General features: G+C 68.7%; 9 protein-coding genes. 8 read left to right on the plus strand and 1 reads right to left on the minus strand.

The window, feature by feature from the left end:
• Window positions 1–48 precede the first annotated feature (48 nt).
• The gene (gene proA / locus QTI20_RS07125; protein ID WP_286550974.1) at window positions 49–5,319 is read left to right on the plus strand and encodes an anti-phage protein ProA; all 5,271 of its coding nucleotides are present in this window, start codon (window positions 49–51) and stop codon (window positions 5,317–5,319) included.
• 30 nt (window positions 5,320–5,349) lie between these two features.
• Here the strand turns inward: proA and QTI20_RS07130 are convergent, their stop codons facing one another.
• Window positions 5,350–5,886, minus strand: coding sequence for a hypothetical protein (locus QTI20_RS07130; RefSeq protein ID WP_286548916.1), 537 nt, complete (start codon window positions 5,884–5,886; stop codon window positions 5,350–5,352).
• Window positions 5,887–6,083: 197 nt separating this feature from the next.
• On the opposite strand from QTI20_RS07130, the gene mgrA reads away from it, so the two are divergent.
• From mgrA to QTI20_RS07165, 7 genes are all read left to right on the plus strand, one after another.
• The gene (gene mgrA / locus QTI20_RS07135) at window positions 6,084–7,127 is read left to right on the plus strand and encodes an L-glyceraldehyde 3-phosphate reductase (protein ID WP_286548915.1); all 1,044 of its coding nucleotides are present in this window, start codon (window positions 6,084–6,086) and stop codon (window positions 7,125–7,127) included.
• Window positions 7,128–7,358: 231 nt separating this feature from the next.
• Complete coding sequence (locus QTI20_RS07140; protein WP_286574167.1) at window positions 7,359–8,486, plus strand: porin; 1,128 nt, start codon at window positions 7,359–7,361, stop codon at window positions 8,484–8,486.
• Window positions 8,487–8,653: 167 nt separating this feature from the next.
• A complete protein-coding gene (locus QTI20_RS07145) occupies window positions 8,654–9,508 on the plus strand; it encodes a TauD/TfdA dioxygenase family protein (RefSeq protein WP_286548913.1) in 855 nt (284 codons plus the stop codon).
• A gap of 76 nt (window positions 9,509–9,584) precedes the next feature.
• Window positions 9,585–11,111 (plus strand): ABC transporter substrate-binding protein, encoded by a 1,527-nt coding sequence (locus QTI20_RS07150; protein WP_286548912.1) that lies wholly within the window; start codon window positions 9,585–9,587, stop codon window positions 11,109–11,111.
• Window positions 11,112–11,398: 287 nt separating this feature from the next.
• The gene (locus QTI20_RS07155) at window positions 11,399–12,631 is read left to right on the plus strand and encodes an aromatic ring-hydroxylating oxygenase subunit alpha (protein WP_286548910.1); all 1,233 of its coding nucleotides are present in this window, start codon (window positions 11,399–11,401) and stop codon (window positions 12,629–12,631) included.
• Window positions 12,632–12,654: 23 nt separating this feature from the next.
• On the plus strand, window positions 12,655–13,731 hold the full coding sequence (locus QTI20_RS07160) for an ABC transporter permease (RefSeq protein WP_286548909.1): 1,077 nt from the start codon (window positions 12,655–12,657) through the stop codon (window positions 13,729–13,731).
• Window positions 13,728–14,609 (plus strand): ABC transporter permease, encoded by an 882-nt coding sequence (locus QTI20_RS07165; protein ID WP_286548908.1) that lies wholly within the window; start codon window positions 13,728–13,730, stop codon window positions 14,607–14,609. Before QTI20_RS07160 ends, QTI20_RS07165 begins: the two co-directional genes overlap by 4 nt.
• The last annotated feature ends 13 nt before the right edge of the window (window positions 14,610–14,622 follow it).

Here is a 14,622-nt window from a genome sequence, read left to right on the forward strand (position 1 = left end):
CGAGAAGAAGAAGCAGACCCCCACGCCGCATCTGAAACGGGCCAGCCGATGTCCTCGGTCGGGCCGGTGGCCATCGAGATCGAGGCCGACCCCACGCTCGGCTACGCCTCGATCCAGAACGCCGTGCCGGTGGTGCGGGCCTTGCGGATCACCAACGGCGGTGCCGAGGCGCTCGAGCAGCTCGAGGTCGCCGTGGCCTGCAACCCGGGCTTCGCCGCCGGCGTCACGCTGCGCTTCGACCGCCTGGCGCCCGGCGAATCACGCCGCATCTCGCCGCTCGACCTGCAGCCGGACCATGGCTACCTGGCGCAATTGCAGGAGGCCGTGACGGCCACCATCGGCGTGACCGTGCGCTCCGGCACGGTGGAACGAGGCCGGGCCAGCCAGACGGTCCAGGTGCTGGCTTACGACCAATGGGCCGGCACCCGCGCCTTGCCCGAACTGCTGGCGGCCTTCTGCATGCCCAACAACCCGGCCGTCGACGTGTGGGTCGGCCAGGCCTCGGCGCTGCTGCGCGAGGCCGAGCACGCGCTGTCGATGAACGGCTACCAGTCGAAAAGCCGCGAGCTGGTGTGGAAGCAGGTCTCGGCCCTCTACAGCACGCTGGCCGCGGCCGGCTTCCACTACGCCGAGCCGCCGGCCTCCTTCGGCAGCGACGGCCAGAAGATCCGCACGCCCGACCGCATCCGGGACGCCGGCGTGGCGACCTGCCTTGACCTGGCCATGCTCTTCGCCTCCTGCTTCGAGCAGGCCGGGCTGCGGCCGGTGGTGCTGATCGGCGAGGGCCATGCCTGGGTCGGCGTCTGGCTGCACCCGACCCGCTTCCCCGACCCGCTGACCGACGACGTGCAGGCCGTGCGCAAGCGGGTCGACAGCGGCGAGCTGCTGGTCTTCGAGACCACGGGCATCGCGCGCCACCACAGTCAGCGGGCCAGCCTGCGGATCGCGATGGAGTCTGGCGCCGAGCACCTGCGCGACGAGCAGGCCTTCCGCTACGCCATCGACATCCACCGCGCGCGCGAAGTGCAGATCAAGCCGCTACCGTCGCGCGCGGCGCCGATCCAGCCTGGCGAGATCGACACCGACGCGCAGCCGGCGGCGGCGATCGAGCCCATGCCGCCGCTGCCGGCGCTCGATGCCGCCAGCACCGTCATCGACCTGCCGTCCGACGACACGCCCGAAGGGCGGCTGGCGCAATGGAAGTCGCGCCTGCTCGACTTGACGCTGCGCAACAAGCTGCTGAACTTCAAGCTCACGAAGACCACGCTCAAGTTCGTGGCACCCGAGCTGGCGCGGCTGGAAGACGTGCTGGCCGAAGGCAAGGACTTCAAGCTGCGCGCCGTGCCCGCGCTCATGGAGGGCGCCGACCCGCGCATGGCGCAGGTGCATGCCAACCGCGGCGGGCGTTCGCCGCTGGACGACATGGCGCTGCAGGCGCTGGACGACCGCGAGCTGCTGGCGGAGGTCAAGGCCGAGGAGCTCGACGCGCGGCTGCTGGCCATCCACACGGCCGCACGCACCGGCCTCGAGGAAGGCGGCGCCAACACGCTCTACCTGGCGATCGGCCTGCTGCGCTGGACCGAGGACGAGAAGTCCGAGCGACGGAACATGGCGCCCATCCTGCTGGTGCCGGTCACGCTGCAGCGCCAGTCGGTGCGCTCGGGCTTCCGCCTCACGCGGCACGACGACGAGACCATCGTCAACCCGACGCTTCTGCAGTTCCTCAAGAGCAGCTTCGAGCTGCGCATTCCCGGGCTCGATGCGCTGCCCAGCGACGAGAAGGGCGTGGACGTCGAGCGCGTGCTGCAGGCTTTCCGCCTGGCGGTGGCCGAGATCAAGCATTGGGAGGTGCGAGAGGAGGCCTGGCTGGGCCTGTTCTCCTTCACCAAGTACCTGATGTGGAAGGACCTGCAGGACCGTACCGCGCAGCTCAAGGCCAACCGCGTGGTCCGGCACCTGATCGAGAACCCGGGCCAGCCCTTCGAACGCGAGGGCGAGGCCGGTGAGTTCGACCGGCTCGACCAGCGGTTCCAGCCGCAGGACATCCTGGCGCCGCTGCTGTCGGATTCGTCGCAGCTCAAGGCCCTGTGCGCGGTCGACACCGGCCGCGACCTGGTGCTCGAAGGCCCGCCGGGCACGGGCAAGAGCCAGACCATCACCAACATCATTGCGCACAGCCTCGGCAAGGGAAAGACGGTGCTGTTCGTGTCCGAGAAGATGGCGGCGCTGTCGGTGGTGCACCGGCGGCTGGAGGCCATCGGCCTCGGGCCTTTCTGCCTGGAGCTGCATTCGTCGAAGTCGAAAAAGTCGGAGGTGCTGCAGCAGCTGGGCATCGCGCTCGACGTGGCGGGCCAGCGCACGACCGAGGACTGGTCGCGCGAGGCCGAGCGGCTGGCGCAGCTGCGGCAGGAACTCAACGGCCTGGTCGATGCGCTGCACCGGGCCTATCCCAACGGCCTGACGGTCTTCGACGCGATCGGCACCTGCATCGGCGCGCCCGGGAAGGACGCTTCGGCCATGCCCTGGCAGGATGCTTTGACGCACCGGCGCGAGGACCTGGACGCGTTGCGCGAGGTCGCGCGCAGCATGGCGACGCTGGCCGGTGCGATCGGCGAGCTGGACACGCATCCGCTGCGCCTGGTCGGCATGACCGAATGGAGCCCGACCTGGAGCGACACGCTGCTGGCGGCGGGCCGGCAGCTGGCCAAGCAGGCCGAGGTGCTGCAGGCCCGGGCCGCGGCGCTGGCGCCGGTGCTGGGCTTCGACCCGGCCGGCCTGGGCATGGAAGGCCTGGCGCAGCTCGACGCGCTGGCCGACGAACTGCTGGGCGCACCGAAGGTGCCGGCCAGCCTGGCGCGTCAGGCGCACGACAGCGGCGCGCGTGCGCGGGTCCACGCCCTCGTGCGGCATGGCACGGCGCGCGCCGGCCATTGGGAACGCATCGGCGCCGGGTGGACGCCCACCCTCGCCAAACTCGACGGCACCGCGCTGCTGGCCGAATGGTCGGCGGCCCGCGCGGCCTGGTGGCTCGGTGCGCTGTTCAAGAAGCGCGCCGTGACCGGCAAGCTCGCGGCCTTCCGCGCCGACGGCCGGCGACCCACGGCGGCGCAGGTCGAGGCCATGCTGCAGCCCCTGGTCGCGCTCAACGAAGAGGACCAGGTGCTGCGCGCGATGCAGGCCGAGGCCCAGGGCCTGCTGGAAGAAACCTACCAGGGCCTCGGCACCGACTGGACCGCGCTGGCCTCGCACGAGACCTGGGCCCAGCGCTTCGCCGATGCGGTCGTGCGCCTGGCGGCCGGTGACGAGGTCAGGACGGCCTCGCTGCGGTCGGTGCTGCAGCCGCTGGTGTCGGAGAACCGTGCCTTGCTCGCCCCGGGTGGCCGCGTCGGCCAGGACCTGCTGGCCTTCCGCGCGTCCTGGCGCGAGCTGCGCGAAGGGCTGGCCCAGGTCGAGGCCCTGGCCAGGCCGGTCGCCCCGCTGGCCGGCGAGGCCCATGCCGATGGCGCGCTGGCACGGATGCTGGGCGTGCTGGCCGGATGGCAATCGGCCAGGCCGCGCCTGCAGGCCTGGTGCCTCTGGCGCAATGCGCGCGACCGGGCCATCGCCGGGGGCCTGCAAGGGCTGGTCGCGGACCTCGAGGCCGGCGCGGTCGCCCTGCAGGACATCGAAGCGCATTTCGAGTTCAGCTACCGGAACTGGTGGGCCAAGAAAGCCATCGACGTCGACCCGATCCTGCGCAACTTCGCGAGCGCGGAGCACGAACGCAAGATCCGCGACTTTCGCGCCGCGGATGCCAACTTCCAGAAGCTCACCGAGCAATACCTGGCGGCCACGCTCGCGGCCAAGGTGCCCTCGTCGGCGGGGGTCGCGGCCAAACCCACCAGCGAGATGGGCCGGCTGCTGCGCGAGCGGCAGAAGCAGCGCGCCCACATGCCGGTACGCCAACTGGTGCAGGCCATGCCGACCCTGCTGCCGCAGCTCAAGCCCTGCCTGCTGATGTCGCCGCTGTCGGTGTCGCAGTACCTCGATGCGGGCTTCTCGCAGTTCGACCTGGTGATCTTCGACGAGGCCTCGCAGATCCCGGTCTGGGACGCTGTGGGCGTGATCGCGCGCGGCAAGCAGGTCGTCGTGGTGGGCGACCCCAAGCAGCTGCCGCCGACCAGCTTCTTCAACAAGTCCTCGGACGGCGAGGAGTCCGGCACGGCCGACGACGAGCGCGTGGACGACCTGGAGAGCATCCTCGACGAGTGCCTGGGCGCGGGCATGAACAAGCTGAGCCTGAAGTGGCACTACCGCAGCCGGCACGAGAGCCTGATCACCTTCAGCAACCACCGCTACTACGAGGACTCGCTGGTCACCTTCCCCTCGCCGGTCACGGACGACCTGGCGGTCCGGTTCCAGCGCGTGGCGGGCGTCTACGACCGGGGCGGCAGCCGCACCAACCGGGCCGAGGCCGACGCCATCGTCGAGGGCATCGAGGCGCACTACCTCGACCCGAAAAAGCGCGAGCTGAGCCTGGGCGTCGTGACCTTCAACCAGACCCAGCAGGCCCTGATCGACACCTTGCTGGACGCGCGCCGGCGCGCCAACCCCGAACTCGACCGCGCCATCGCGGCGCAGGCGCGGGAAAAGCTCTTCGTCAAGAACCTGGAGAACGTGCAGGGCGACGAGCGCGACATCATCTTCTTCTCGATCACCTACGGCCCCGATGCCGCGGGCAAGACGACCATGAACTTCGGGCCGCTCAACGGGGAGGGCGGGCATCGCCGGCTCAACGTGGCGATCTCGCGGGCGCGCGAAGGCGTGGTGATCTACAGCACGCTGATGCCCGAGCAGATCGACCTCGCGCGGGTGCGGGCCGCGGGCGTGCGCGACCTCAAGCACTACCTGGAATTCGCGATCCGCGGTGCCCGCGCGCTGGTGGCGCAGAACGCGCCCACCGGCCGCGAGCCGGACAGTCCCTTCGAGGTGGCGGTGATCCGGGTGCTGCGCGAAGCGGGCTGGACGGTGCATCCGCAGGTGGGTTGCTCGGGCTACCGCATCGACCTCGCGGTGGTCGACCCGCGCGCACCGGGCCGCTACCTGGTCGGCATCGAATGCGACGGCCGCGCCTACCATTCCGGCGCCACCGCCCGCGACCGCGACCGGCTGCGCCAGCATGTGCTCGAAGGCCTGGGCTGGCACATCCATCGCATCTGGTCGACCGATTGGTGGATGGACCCCCAGGGCGAGGTGCACAAGCTCACGCGCCTGCTGCAGGGGTTGGCGGCCGATGTGCAGGAGGAGGGCGAAGCGGCCGAGGTGGTGGCCACGCCCTGAGCGCAGGGCGGCGCGGCGGCCCGGGGCGCGTCAGCGCGGCTTCGGGTCCCCGTGCGGATTCGGCCACCGGTCCTGCGGGCCTTCGGGGCGCAGCAGCGCGTCGACCGGCTGCCGGTAGTCCTCGTGCTTCCATTCGGGCGGCGTGCGCCATATCGCGCGCCAGAGGGCGACATGCAGCGGCAGGCTGTCGGCCTTCACGCGCTCCCAATCGTGCTTGAGCAGCAGCGCGATGCGCTCGATGAACACGTCCATGTCCTGCGCCTCCTGGCAGAACAGGCGGTCGAAGTGTTCGAGGATCTCGACGTCGAGCGGGTCCTTGGGGTTGAGCAGCGTCGCCAGCCGGGCGCGCAGCTGCCAGATCCGCCCGGGCATCGAGGCCTGGGCCGGGAACAGCTGGAACTCGGCGATCTCCGCGGCGAGCGCACGCAGCGCGTGGCGCCACGTCGTGCGCTCGGCGCTCACCGCGGCGATCTGGACCGTGCGCTCTTCCTTGCGGAAAGCGAGGAAGCCGACGGCCACGCCCGCCAGCGCGGGCCAGAGGGTCGCAGCCCTGAGAAGTTCGATCATGTTCGTCGCCCGAGCCAGGCAGATGCCTTCCGCATTCTGGCGCTTTCGCGCCTGCGCCGGGGCGACGGCCCGGAGCCCGCCGCGCGGGCCAGAGTCCGGGCGCGCTGGGACAAGAGGCGCCGCGTCGATCCGCTTAGCCTTTCCCCGCAGGCCACACCCACGGCCCCCATCCCCGTCCCCGGAGAAAAAGCAACGCCATGACCTACATCGCCGCCGCCGAGCGCTACCAACGCATGCACTACCGACACACCGGCCGCAGCGGCCTCAAGCTGCCCGTGCTGTCGCTGGGCCTGTGGCACAACTTCGGCGACAGCACGCCCTTCGAGCGCCAGCGCGACATGCTGCGCACCGCCTTCGACCTGGGCATCACGCACTTCGACCTGGCCAACAACTACGGCCCGCCCTTCGGCAGCGCCGAGAGCAATTTCGGGCGCCACCTCCAGGAAGACTTCCGCACCCACCGCGACGAGCTGGTGATCTCCACCAAGGCCGGCTGGGGCATGTGGCCCGGCCCCTACGGGCGGGGCGGCGGCTCGCGCAAGCACATCCTGGCCAGCCTCGACCAGTCGCTGGGCCGCATGGGCCTGGACTACGTCGACATCTTCTATTCGCACCGTTTCGATGCCGACACGCCGCTCGAGGAAACGGCTGCCGCCTATGCGAGCGCGGTGCGGCAGGGCAAGGCACTGTATGTGGGCATCTCCTCCTATTCGGCCGGCAAGACGCGCGAGTTCGCGGCGCTGTTGGCCGCGCACCGGGTGCCGCTGCTGATCCACCAGCCGGCCTACAACATGCTCAACCGCTGGATCGAGCCGGAGCTCACCGGCACGCTCGAGACGCTGGGCGCGGGCTGCATCGCCTTCACGCCGCTGGCGCAGGGCCTGCTCACGGACAAGTACCTGAACGGCATCCCGGCCGATGCGCGCATCAACCAGCCGGGTGGCGATTCGCTGCCGGCCTCGCACCTGAGCGAGCGCAACCTGGCGGCCGTCCGCATGCTCGACGAACTGGCCCGGGCCCGCGGCCAGACGCTGGCGCAGATGGCGGTGGCCTGGATCCTGCGGGACCCGCGCATGACCTCGGTGCTCATCGGCGCGAGCAGCGCCCGCCAGATCCGCGAGAACGCGAAGGCGCTCGAGCGCCTGGACTTCACGCCGGCCGAATTGGCCGAGATCGACCGCCACCTGATCGACGGCGGCGTGAACCTGTGGGAAAAGCCGTCGACCGATCAGCGGATCTGAACGACGCCCGGACTTGATCGCAAATGAACGGAAAACGGCCAAAAGAAGCCGGTGCGGCCATTTGCAAGTTCTTGAACGTATTGGAACAAGAAGGAGCGCGGTGCCCTGAAATAACCTGAAAGCACCGGCAAGGCGAATGAACGGAATGAATTCCGAAAGCCTGCCGGGGCTGCGTTTTTCCCACGTTGAAAACGCATGGTTCTTTCATCTCGGAACACTGAAGGTATTGAAATGATCAAGCGTTGTATTTTGGGTGCTGCCGCTGCCATCTGCTTTTCCGCGCAGGCCCAGAGTTCGGTCACCATCTACGGGATCATCGATGCCGGGCTGACCTACATCGACAATGAACGCGGCTTCAGCGAATACCGCTTTGCGGATGGCGCCAATTACGGCAACCGGCTCGGATTCCGCGGCGCGGAGGACCTGGGCGGCGGGCTGCGCGCGCTGTTCAACCTGGAGATGGGTTTCAACCTCAAGAACGGCACGCTGGCGCAGGGCGGCCGTGGCTTCGGCCGGCAGGCGTGGGTCGGCCTCGAGAGCGCCGCGCTGGGCACGCTGACCGCGGGCCGCCAGTACGACTTCGTGCGCGACTACCTGACCCAGTTCAACTACGGCGGCTTCGCCAGCGTCTACGCGGGCCACCAGGGCGACTACGACCGCATCTCCGGCAAGCAGATGGACAACTCGGTGAAGTACCAGAGTCCGAGCTTCGGCGGCTTCACCTTCGGCGCCATGTACGCCTTCGGCGAGCAGATCGACGCCTTCAAGAAGAAGAGCCAGTTCAGCCTGGGCAGCGGCTACAAGAATGGCGCGCTGAACATCGGCGCGGCCTATGTGCGCATCAACGACACCACGGTCTTCCCCTTCGCCCAGACCGGCGTGTACTCCTTCATGGGGCTGCCTTCGGCGGCGCGGGGCCCCGGACCCAACACGGTGGTCGACTTCTACCCGGTCACCGGCGCCGGCTTCACCGTCGACAAGCAGGAGGTGGCGGGCATCGGCGCGAGCTACAGGTTCGAGAAGTTCCTGCTGGCGGCCAACACCACGGCGACCAAGTTCACCAAGGGCGCCAGCAGCACCACGCAGAACGTCTACGAGCTCGGCGGCATGTACTTCCTCGACGGCCCGTGGGCGCTGGTCGGCGGCTACCAGCACGTGACCATGGAAGACGACAAGTGGAACCAGTACACCGGGGCGGTGCGCTACAGCTTCTCCAAGCGCACCACCTTCTACGCCTCGGTGTCGTACCTGCGCAGCTCGCCGACGGTCAATGCCTCGCAGGGGGCCGCCTTCTACATGCAGCCCTCGAGCGACAACACGCAGACGACCTACCGCGTCGCGCTGGTCCATTCCTTCTGAAGGAGGGCCGAGGCCATGAATCCGTCCATGCCCCTGCGCTACTGGTGGCTGTGCATCTTTCGAACGCCGCCCGCTGCCATGACCGCTGTCGGCATGTGACTTGCAGCAGGCCCTGTGCAAGCCATGTCGATGGCATCCCCTTTGACCGCTCCGTCCGAAAGAACCCCATGACCACCGTCGACACCCTTTCCATCCGCAAACTCAAGGACAACTACGGCGCCGAAGTGCTCGGCATCGATGTGTCCGCCGGCGACGCCGAGACCCTGCAGGAGGTGGTGAACACCTTCAACCTGCACGGCGCGGTGCTGCTGCGCGGCCAGTCGCTCACGCCCGCGCAGCTGGTGAACTTCGCGCGCGCCTTCGGCGAGCCCGAGGGCCACACCATCCAGGAGCACACGATGCCGGGCTTCCCCGAGATCTACATGCTCTCCAACCGCGAGGTCGACGGCAAGCCGATCGGCAGCCACCGCGACGGCGTGGGCTGGCACACCGACTACTCCTACAAGGAACAGCCGGTGATGTGCACCATGCTCTATGCGGTCGAGGTGCCGGCCGAGGGCGGCGATACGCTGCTGGCCGACATGTGCGCCGCCTACGATGCGCTGCCCCAGGAAAGGCGCGCCGCGCTCGACGGCCTGCAGGTGCACCACAGCTACGAGCACCTGATGACCACGCGGCTCTACGCCAAACGCGAGCTCTCGGCCCAGCTCAAGGCCGAGAACCCCGACGTGATCCATCCGCTGATCCGCACCCATCCGGCCAACGGCCGCAAGGCGCTGTGGCCCAGCAGCGGCACGGTGAAGGGCGTGGTCGGCATGGACAACCCCGAGGGCGTGGACCTGGTCGAGTCGCTGGTCGAGTACGCGACGCAGCCCGAGTTCGTCTACCGCCACCGATGGCAGGTGGGCGACCTGCTGGTCTGGGACAACCGCTGCTCGCTGCACACCGGCTCGCTGTTCGACGACAAGAAATACATCCGCGAGGCCCACCGGCTCTGGGTCAAGGGCGACAAGCCCTGCTGATCCGCCGCCCGCCACCTCCGCCGCGCTGTCGCGCCTGCTGCGCCGGAGGTTCTTCTTTTTCCGCCGAGGAACCGCCATGATCCATCGCCGCCAATTCACGCAGTCCGTTTCCACCGGCCTCGCCGGCCTACTGCTCGCGCAGTGGGGCCTCGACGCCAGCGCCGCGGCCGAGCAGGTGCGCATCGCCTATCCGATCGACGTGCCGAGCTGGGACCCGAGCCGCAGCGCCGCGCCCAACCCCACCGCGCTGTTCAAGTGCGTGTTCGACCAGCCGCTGGAATACACGGCCGATTCGAAGCTGCAGCCCGGTGTGGTCACGGCCTGGGAATGGCTCGACAAGGACGGCCTGGTGCTGCAGCTGGACCTGCGCGACGACGTGTACTTCCACAACGGCGACAAGCTGACGTCGGCGGATTTCAAGTTCACCTTCTTCGATCGGCTGCGCGCCGAGAAGGGGCTGCAGCTGAGCTTCATCTGGAGCGGCATCACTGCCATCGACACGCCGACGCCCACGCGCGCCATCGTGCGCTTCGCCAAGCCGATGGTCACGGCACCGCAGTTCCTCGGCTACAGCGCGGCCTTCATCCTGCCCAAGGCCTATTTCGAGAAGGTCGGGCTCGACGGCTTTCTCGCCAAGCCCGTCGGCTCGGGCCCGTACCGGCTGGTGGACCACCAGCGCGACGCCAGCATCACGCTCGAGGCCTTCGACAAATACTGGCGCGGGCCGGCGAAGATCAAGCGGCTGGTGTTCCAGGTCGTGAAGGACCCGACCACCCGCGTCTCGGCCGTGCAGTCGGGCCAGGTGCAGGTGGCGGTCGCGCTGCCGATGCGCGAGGCGCTGCGCCTGGGCCAGAGCAAGGGCCTGGCCCACAGCCTCACGCCCACCGTCGACACCTACCTGGTCCAGATGGTCAACAGCGGCCCGCTGGTCGACCGGAACGTGCGGCTCGCGATGCACCACGCGATCGACAAGCAGGCGATCTCCAAGGCCTTTTTCAACGGCATCGCCGCGCCGCTGTCGACCGCGGCTGCGCCGGGCACGCCGGCCTATGCGCCCGACTACCGCTTCGCCTTCGACCCGGCCCGGGCGCAGGCGCTGCTCCAGGCGGCGGGCTACGGCCCGCAGAAACCGGTGCAGTTCCGTTTCTTCGCCACCAACGGCATCTACCCGAACGACTTCGAGATCGCGCGGGCCATCGTGCAGATGTGGAGGAAGGTCGGCATCGAGGCGGCGCTGGAGGTGATCGAGCCCGCGCAGTACTACCCCAAGGTGCAGGCCGGCAAGCTCGAGGGCCCGACGCTCTGGTTCTGGACCAACGCCACCGGCGACCCGGAGCTCTCGGCCGGCTACTACCTCGATCCCAAGAAGAGCTTCTCGGTCTGGCGCAGCGCCGATGTCTCGGCCCAGCTCGATCCGCTGCTGGTCGAGCTCGACGACCCCAGACGCATCGAGGGCTACCGGAAATTCCATGTCTGGGCGGTGGAGCAGGGCTATTCGCTGCCGCTGGTGCAGGGCGTGTCGACGGTCGCCTATGCCAAGGCCGAGGCGGCCTACAAGCCCTTCAAGAACGGCTGGATCCTGCCGTATTACTGGCAGGCCTGAGGAACCGGCCCGACGCACCGAAAAGCCGCGGCGCCGAATTGGCGTTCCGCGGCTTTTTCGTGCCGGCCTGCGGGCGATGGCGCGGTTCTCGCTAAGGCCCGGATGTCATGTTTTGCCGCCAGCTTCCCTCGATCGTCCATGGCCCAAGATGGTGCGCATCCAGGCCATTGGCCGTGCGCCTGACGCCAAGACCCGTTGGGGGGCGGCTCCTAAGATCATTGCATCCAAAAGCCTTTCTTTTCGGAAATCAGATTTCCGCAAAAGGAATTCATTCTGAAAGCGCCGCAATGACTTTTCATCCCACGGACCAATTCTTCGAGGAACTCGACAGCTCGGTCCTGTCCGTTCAAAAAGCGCAGGCATTACCGCCGGTTTGCTACACCGACCGAAACTTCTACGAATTCGAAAAGGAAGCGGTCTTCAATCACGAATGGCTGTGCGTGGGCCGCGAATCGTGGGTGGCGAAGGCCGGCGACTACTTCACCACGAAGATCATCGGCGAGCCGCTGGTGATCGCGCGCAACCGGCTGGGCGAGATCAAGGCCATGTCCTCGGTCTGCCAGCATCGCGCGATGCTGGTGGCGGAGGGCCACGGCAATGCCAAGGCCTTCCTGTGCCCGTACCACCACTGGGCCTACTCGCTCGACGGCGAACTGATCGGCGCGCCGGCCATGGAGCAGACCGCGGGTTTCGACAAGAAGGCCTTCTGCCTGCCGACGCTCCAGGTCGAGGTCTGGCAGGGCTTCGTGTTCGTGAACTTCGACCCGGCGGCCGAAGCACTGGCGCCGCGCCTCGCGGAAGTGACCGAGGCGCTGGCGAACTTCGACCTGGCCAGCCTCGACGGCCCGCGGCCCGACAAGCCGGCGCACTTCTCGTGGAACTGGAAGGTCATGTTCGAGAACAACAACGACGGCTACCACGCCAACCGGCTGCACCACGGCCCGCTGCACGACTTCGTGCCCAGCGCGATGGCGAGCTTTCCCGAGCTGCCCGAGACCACCGCCGGCTACTACCGCTTCAACGGCACGCTGCACCAGGATGCGAGCTTCAACGCCACCCAGAAAGCCGTCCTGCCGGTGTTCCCGAAGCTCACGCTCGAGGAGCGCAACCGCATGATGTTCGCCAACATCCCGCCGACGCTGTCGCTGGTGATGATGAGCGACATGGTGATCTACATGATCCTGCGCGCCGACGGCCCCGAGACGCACGAGATGGACACCGGCCTGCTGTTCGCGCCCGGCGCCATGCAGGACCCGCTGTTCCAGCAGCGCATGGCGATGAACATGCACGCGGCCAACGAGATCATCGCGCAGGACCTGCACGTCGACGCGCTGGTGCAGGTCGGCCTGCGCTCGCGCTTCGCGACCCGCGGCCGCTACTCGTGGCAGGAGCAGGCGCAGCGCGAGTTCAACAACTGGCTGGTGCCGCGCTACCAGTCGGCCTGGAAGGCCGGCGGGAAGAAGGGCGTGCGCATTCCCATCCAGCCCGTTGCCGAAACGGCGTCGGCGCACAGTTGCTGAGCGCCACCACGGACCGCGTCGCCATGTCCACTTCCTCCGCGCTTTCCCGCCCGGCGACGGCCGGCCGTCTGGGGGCCATTGCCGGGCGCGCCGTCGGCGCCTTGCCGACCCTGTGGCGCATCCTCTGGCGCATCCCGATGCTGCTGTTCCTCGCGGCGCTGGTGTTCTTCGTGCTGCGCGTGCTGCCGGCCGACCCGATGGGCATGCTGCTGCCGCCCAGCGCGACGCCGGCCGACGTGCAGGCGCTGACCGCGGCGCTCGGGCTCGACAAGCCGATCCCGGTGCAGTTCGGCATCTGGCTGGGCCACGCGCTGCACGGCGACCTGGGCCGCACGATGCAGTCGGGGCTGGCGGTCACGCCGCTGATCCTCAAGGCGCTGCCCACCACGCTGCAGCTCATCGCCTGCGGCCTGCTGCTGGGCATGGTCTTCGGCATCGGCGGCGGGCTGCTGGCCTTCCGCTACCGCGGCACGCGCATCGAGCGCGCGGTGGAGGTGGTCAACAGCATCTCGATCTCGGTGCCCGAATTCCTCTGGGCCATCCTGCTGATCCTGGGCGTGGGCATCGGCCTGCAGTGGCTGCCTTTCCTCGGGCAGCTCGATGCCGGCCTGAGGGTGCAGCCCGTGACCGGCTTCCTGCTGGTCGACGCGTTGGTGGCGGGCGACTTCGCGGCGCTGTGGAGCGCGATGAAGCACCTGGCCTTGCCCTCGATCGCGCTGTCGCTGGGCATCGCGCCGCCGCTGATGCGCATCCTGCATTCGAGCCTGCTCGACGCCTATACCGAGGACTACGTGGCCGCGGCGCGACTGCGCGGCCTGAGCGAGAACCGCATCCTGGTGCGGCATGCCCTGAAGAACGCGGCGCTGCCGACGGTCAGCATGCTGGGCATCCAGGCCAGCACGGTGATCGGCGGCACGCTGCTGATCGAGACCATCTTCGGCTTTCCCGGCATCGGCAGCCTGATGGTCAACGCCATCGGCGGCCACGACCTGCCGATGATCCAGGGGCTGGCGCTGACCTATGCCGTTGCCGTGCAGGCGGTGAACATGGTCACCGATGCGGTCCTGCTGCTGCTCAACCCCCGACTGCGCACGCCATGAGCACCTTGTCCCTCTCCGCGCCGGCGCCGCTGCGGCGCGTCTTCGGCGAACCCCGCGTCGTGATCGGCGCCGGCCTGTTGCTGCTGCTGATCGCGCTGGCGGTCTTCGCGCCCTGGCTCGCGCCGCACGGCCCCAACGAGCAGGACCTGCTCAGCACCTTGCTGCCACCGGCCTGGGCGCCGGGCGGCGACCGGGCCTTCCCGCTGGGCACCGACGCGCTGGGCCAGTGCGTGCTGTCGCGGCTGATCTACAGCACCCGCGTCACGGTGATCATCGCGCTCACCGCGCCGCTGGGCGCCGCGCTGCTGGGCTGCACGCTGGCGCTGGTCGCGGGCTACCGCGGCGGGCGCGTCGAGTGGGCGATCCTGCGCATGGTCGACCTGTGGATGTCCTTCCCCGCGATCGTGCTGGCGCTGGTGCTGATGGTGGCGCTCTCGCCGGGGCTGCTGAACGTGATCGTCGCGATCATCCTGGTCGACTGGACGCGCTTCTGCCGGGTGATCCGTGCCGACGTGGTGGTGCTGCGCCGCAAGGACTACGTGGCCGCAGCGCGCATCACCGGGGCCTCGCATTGGCAGGTGGTGATGAAGGACATCGTGCCCGGCATCCTGCCCACGCTGATCTCGCTGATCAGCCTGGAGATGGGTATCTCGGTGGTGGCCGAGAGCATCCTGTCCTTCGTCGGCATGTCGGTCGAACCCCATGTGCCGACCTGGGGCGTGATGATCGCCGACGGGCTCAAGAGCGTGTTCAGCTCCCCCTGGGGGCTGATCGCGCCGGTGCTGTGCACGGTGCTGACCGTGCTCGCCACCACCTGCCTCGGCGACGGCCTGCGCCGCACCACCGATCCGCGCCTGTTCAACCGTTCGGGGAGCTGAGCGATGAGCCTTC

This window comes from Variovorax sp. J2P1-31, from assembly GCF_030317215.1.
Lineage (GTDB): Bacteria > Pseudomonadota > Gammaproteobacteria > Burkholderiales > Burkholderiaceae_C > Variovorax.

Bases quoted from the DNA above. Each gene is read 5' to 3' on its own strand.
- proA (WP_286550974.1), top strand. From the start codon at position 49: ATGTCCTCGGTCGGGCCGGTGGCCATCGAGATCGAGGCCGACCCCACG.
- QTI20_RS07130 (WP_286548916.1), bottom strand. From the start codon at position 5,886: ATGATCGAACTTCTCAGGGCTGCGACCCTCTGGCCCGCGCTGGCGGGC.
- mgrA (WP_286548915.1), top strand. From the start codon at position 6,084: ATGACCTACATCGCCGCCGCCGAGCGCTACCAACGCATGCACTACCGA.
- QTI20_RS07140 (WP_286574167.1), top strand. From the start codon at position 7,359: ATGATCAAGCGTTGTATTTTGGGTGCTGCCGCTGCCATCTGCTTTTCC.
- QTI20_RS07145 (WP_286548913.1), top strand. From the start codon at position 8,654: ATGACCACCGTCGACACCCTTTCCATCCGCAAACTCAAGGACAACTAC.
- QTI20_RS07150 (WP_286548912.1), top strand. From the start codon at position 9,585: ATGATCCATCGCCGCCAATTCACGCAGTCCGTTTCCACCGGCCTCGCC.
- QTI20_RS07155 (WP_286548910.1), top strand. From the start codon at position 11,399: ATGACTTTTCATCCCACGGACCAATTCTTCGAGGAACTCGACAGCTCG.
- QTI20_RS07160 (WP_286548909.1), top strand. From the start codon at position 12,655: ATGTCCACTTCCTCCGCGCTTTCCCGCCCGGCGACGGCCGGCCGTCTG.
- QTI20_RS07165 (WP_286548908.1), top strand. From the start codon at position 13,728: ATGAGCACCTTGTCCCTCTCCGCGCCGGCGCCGCTGCGGCGCGTCTTC.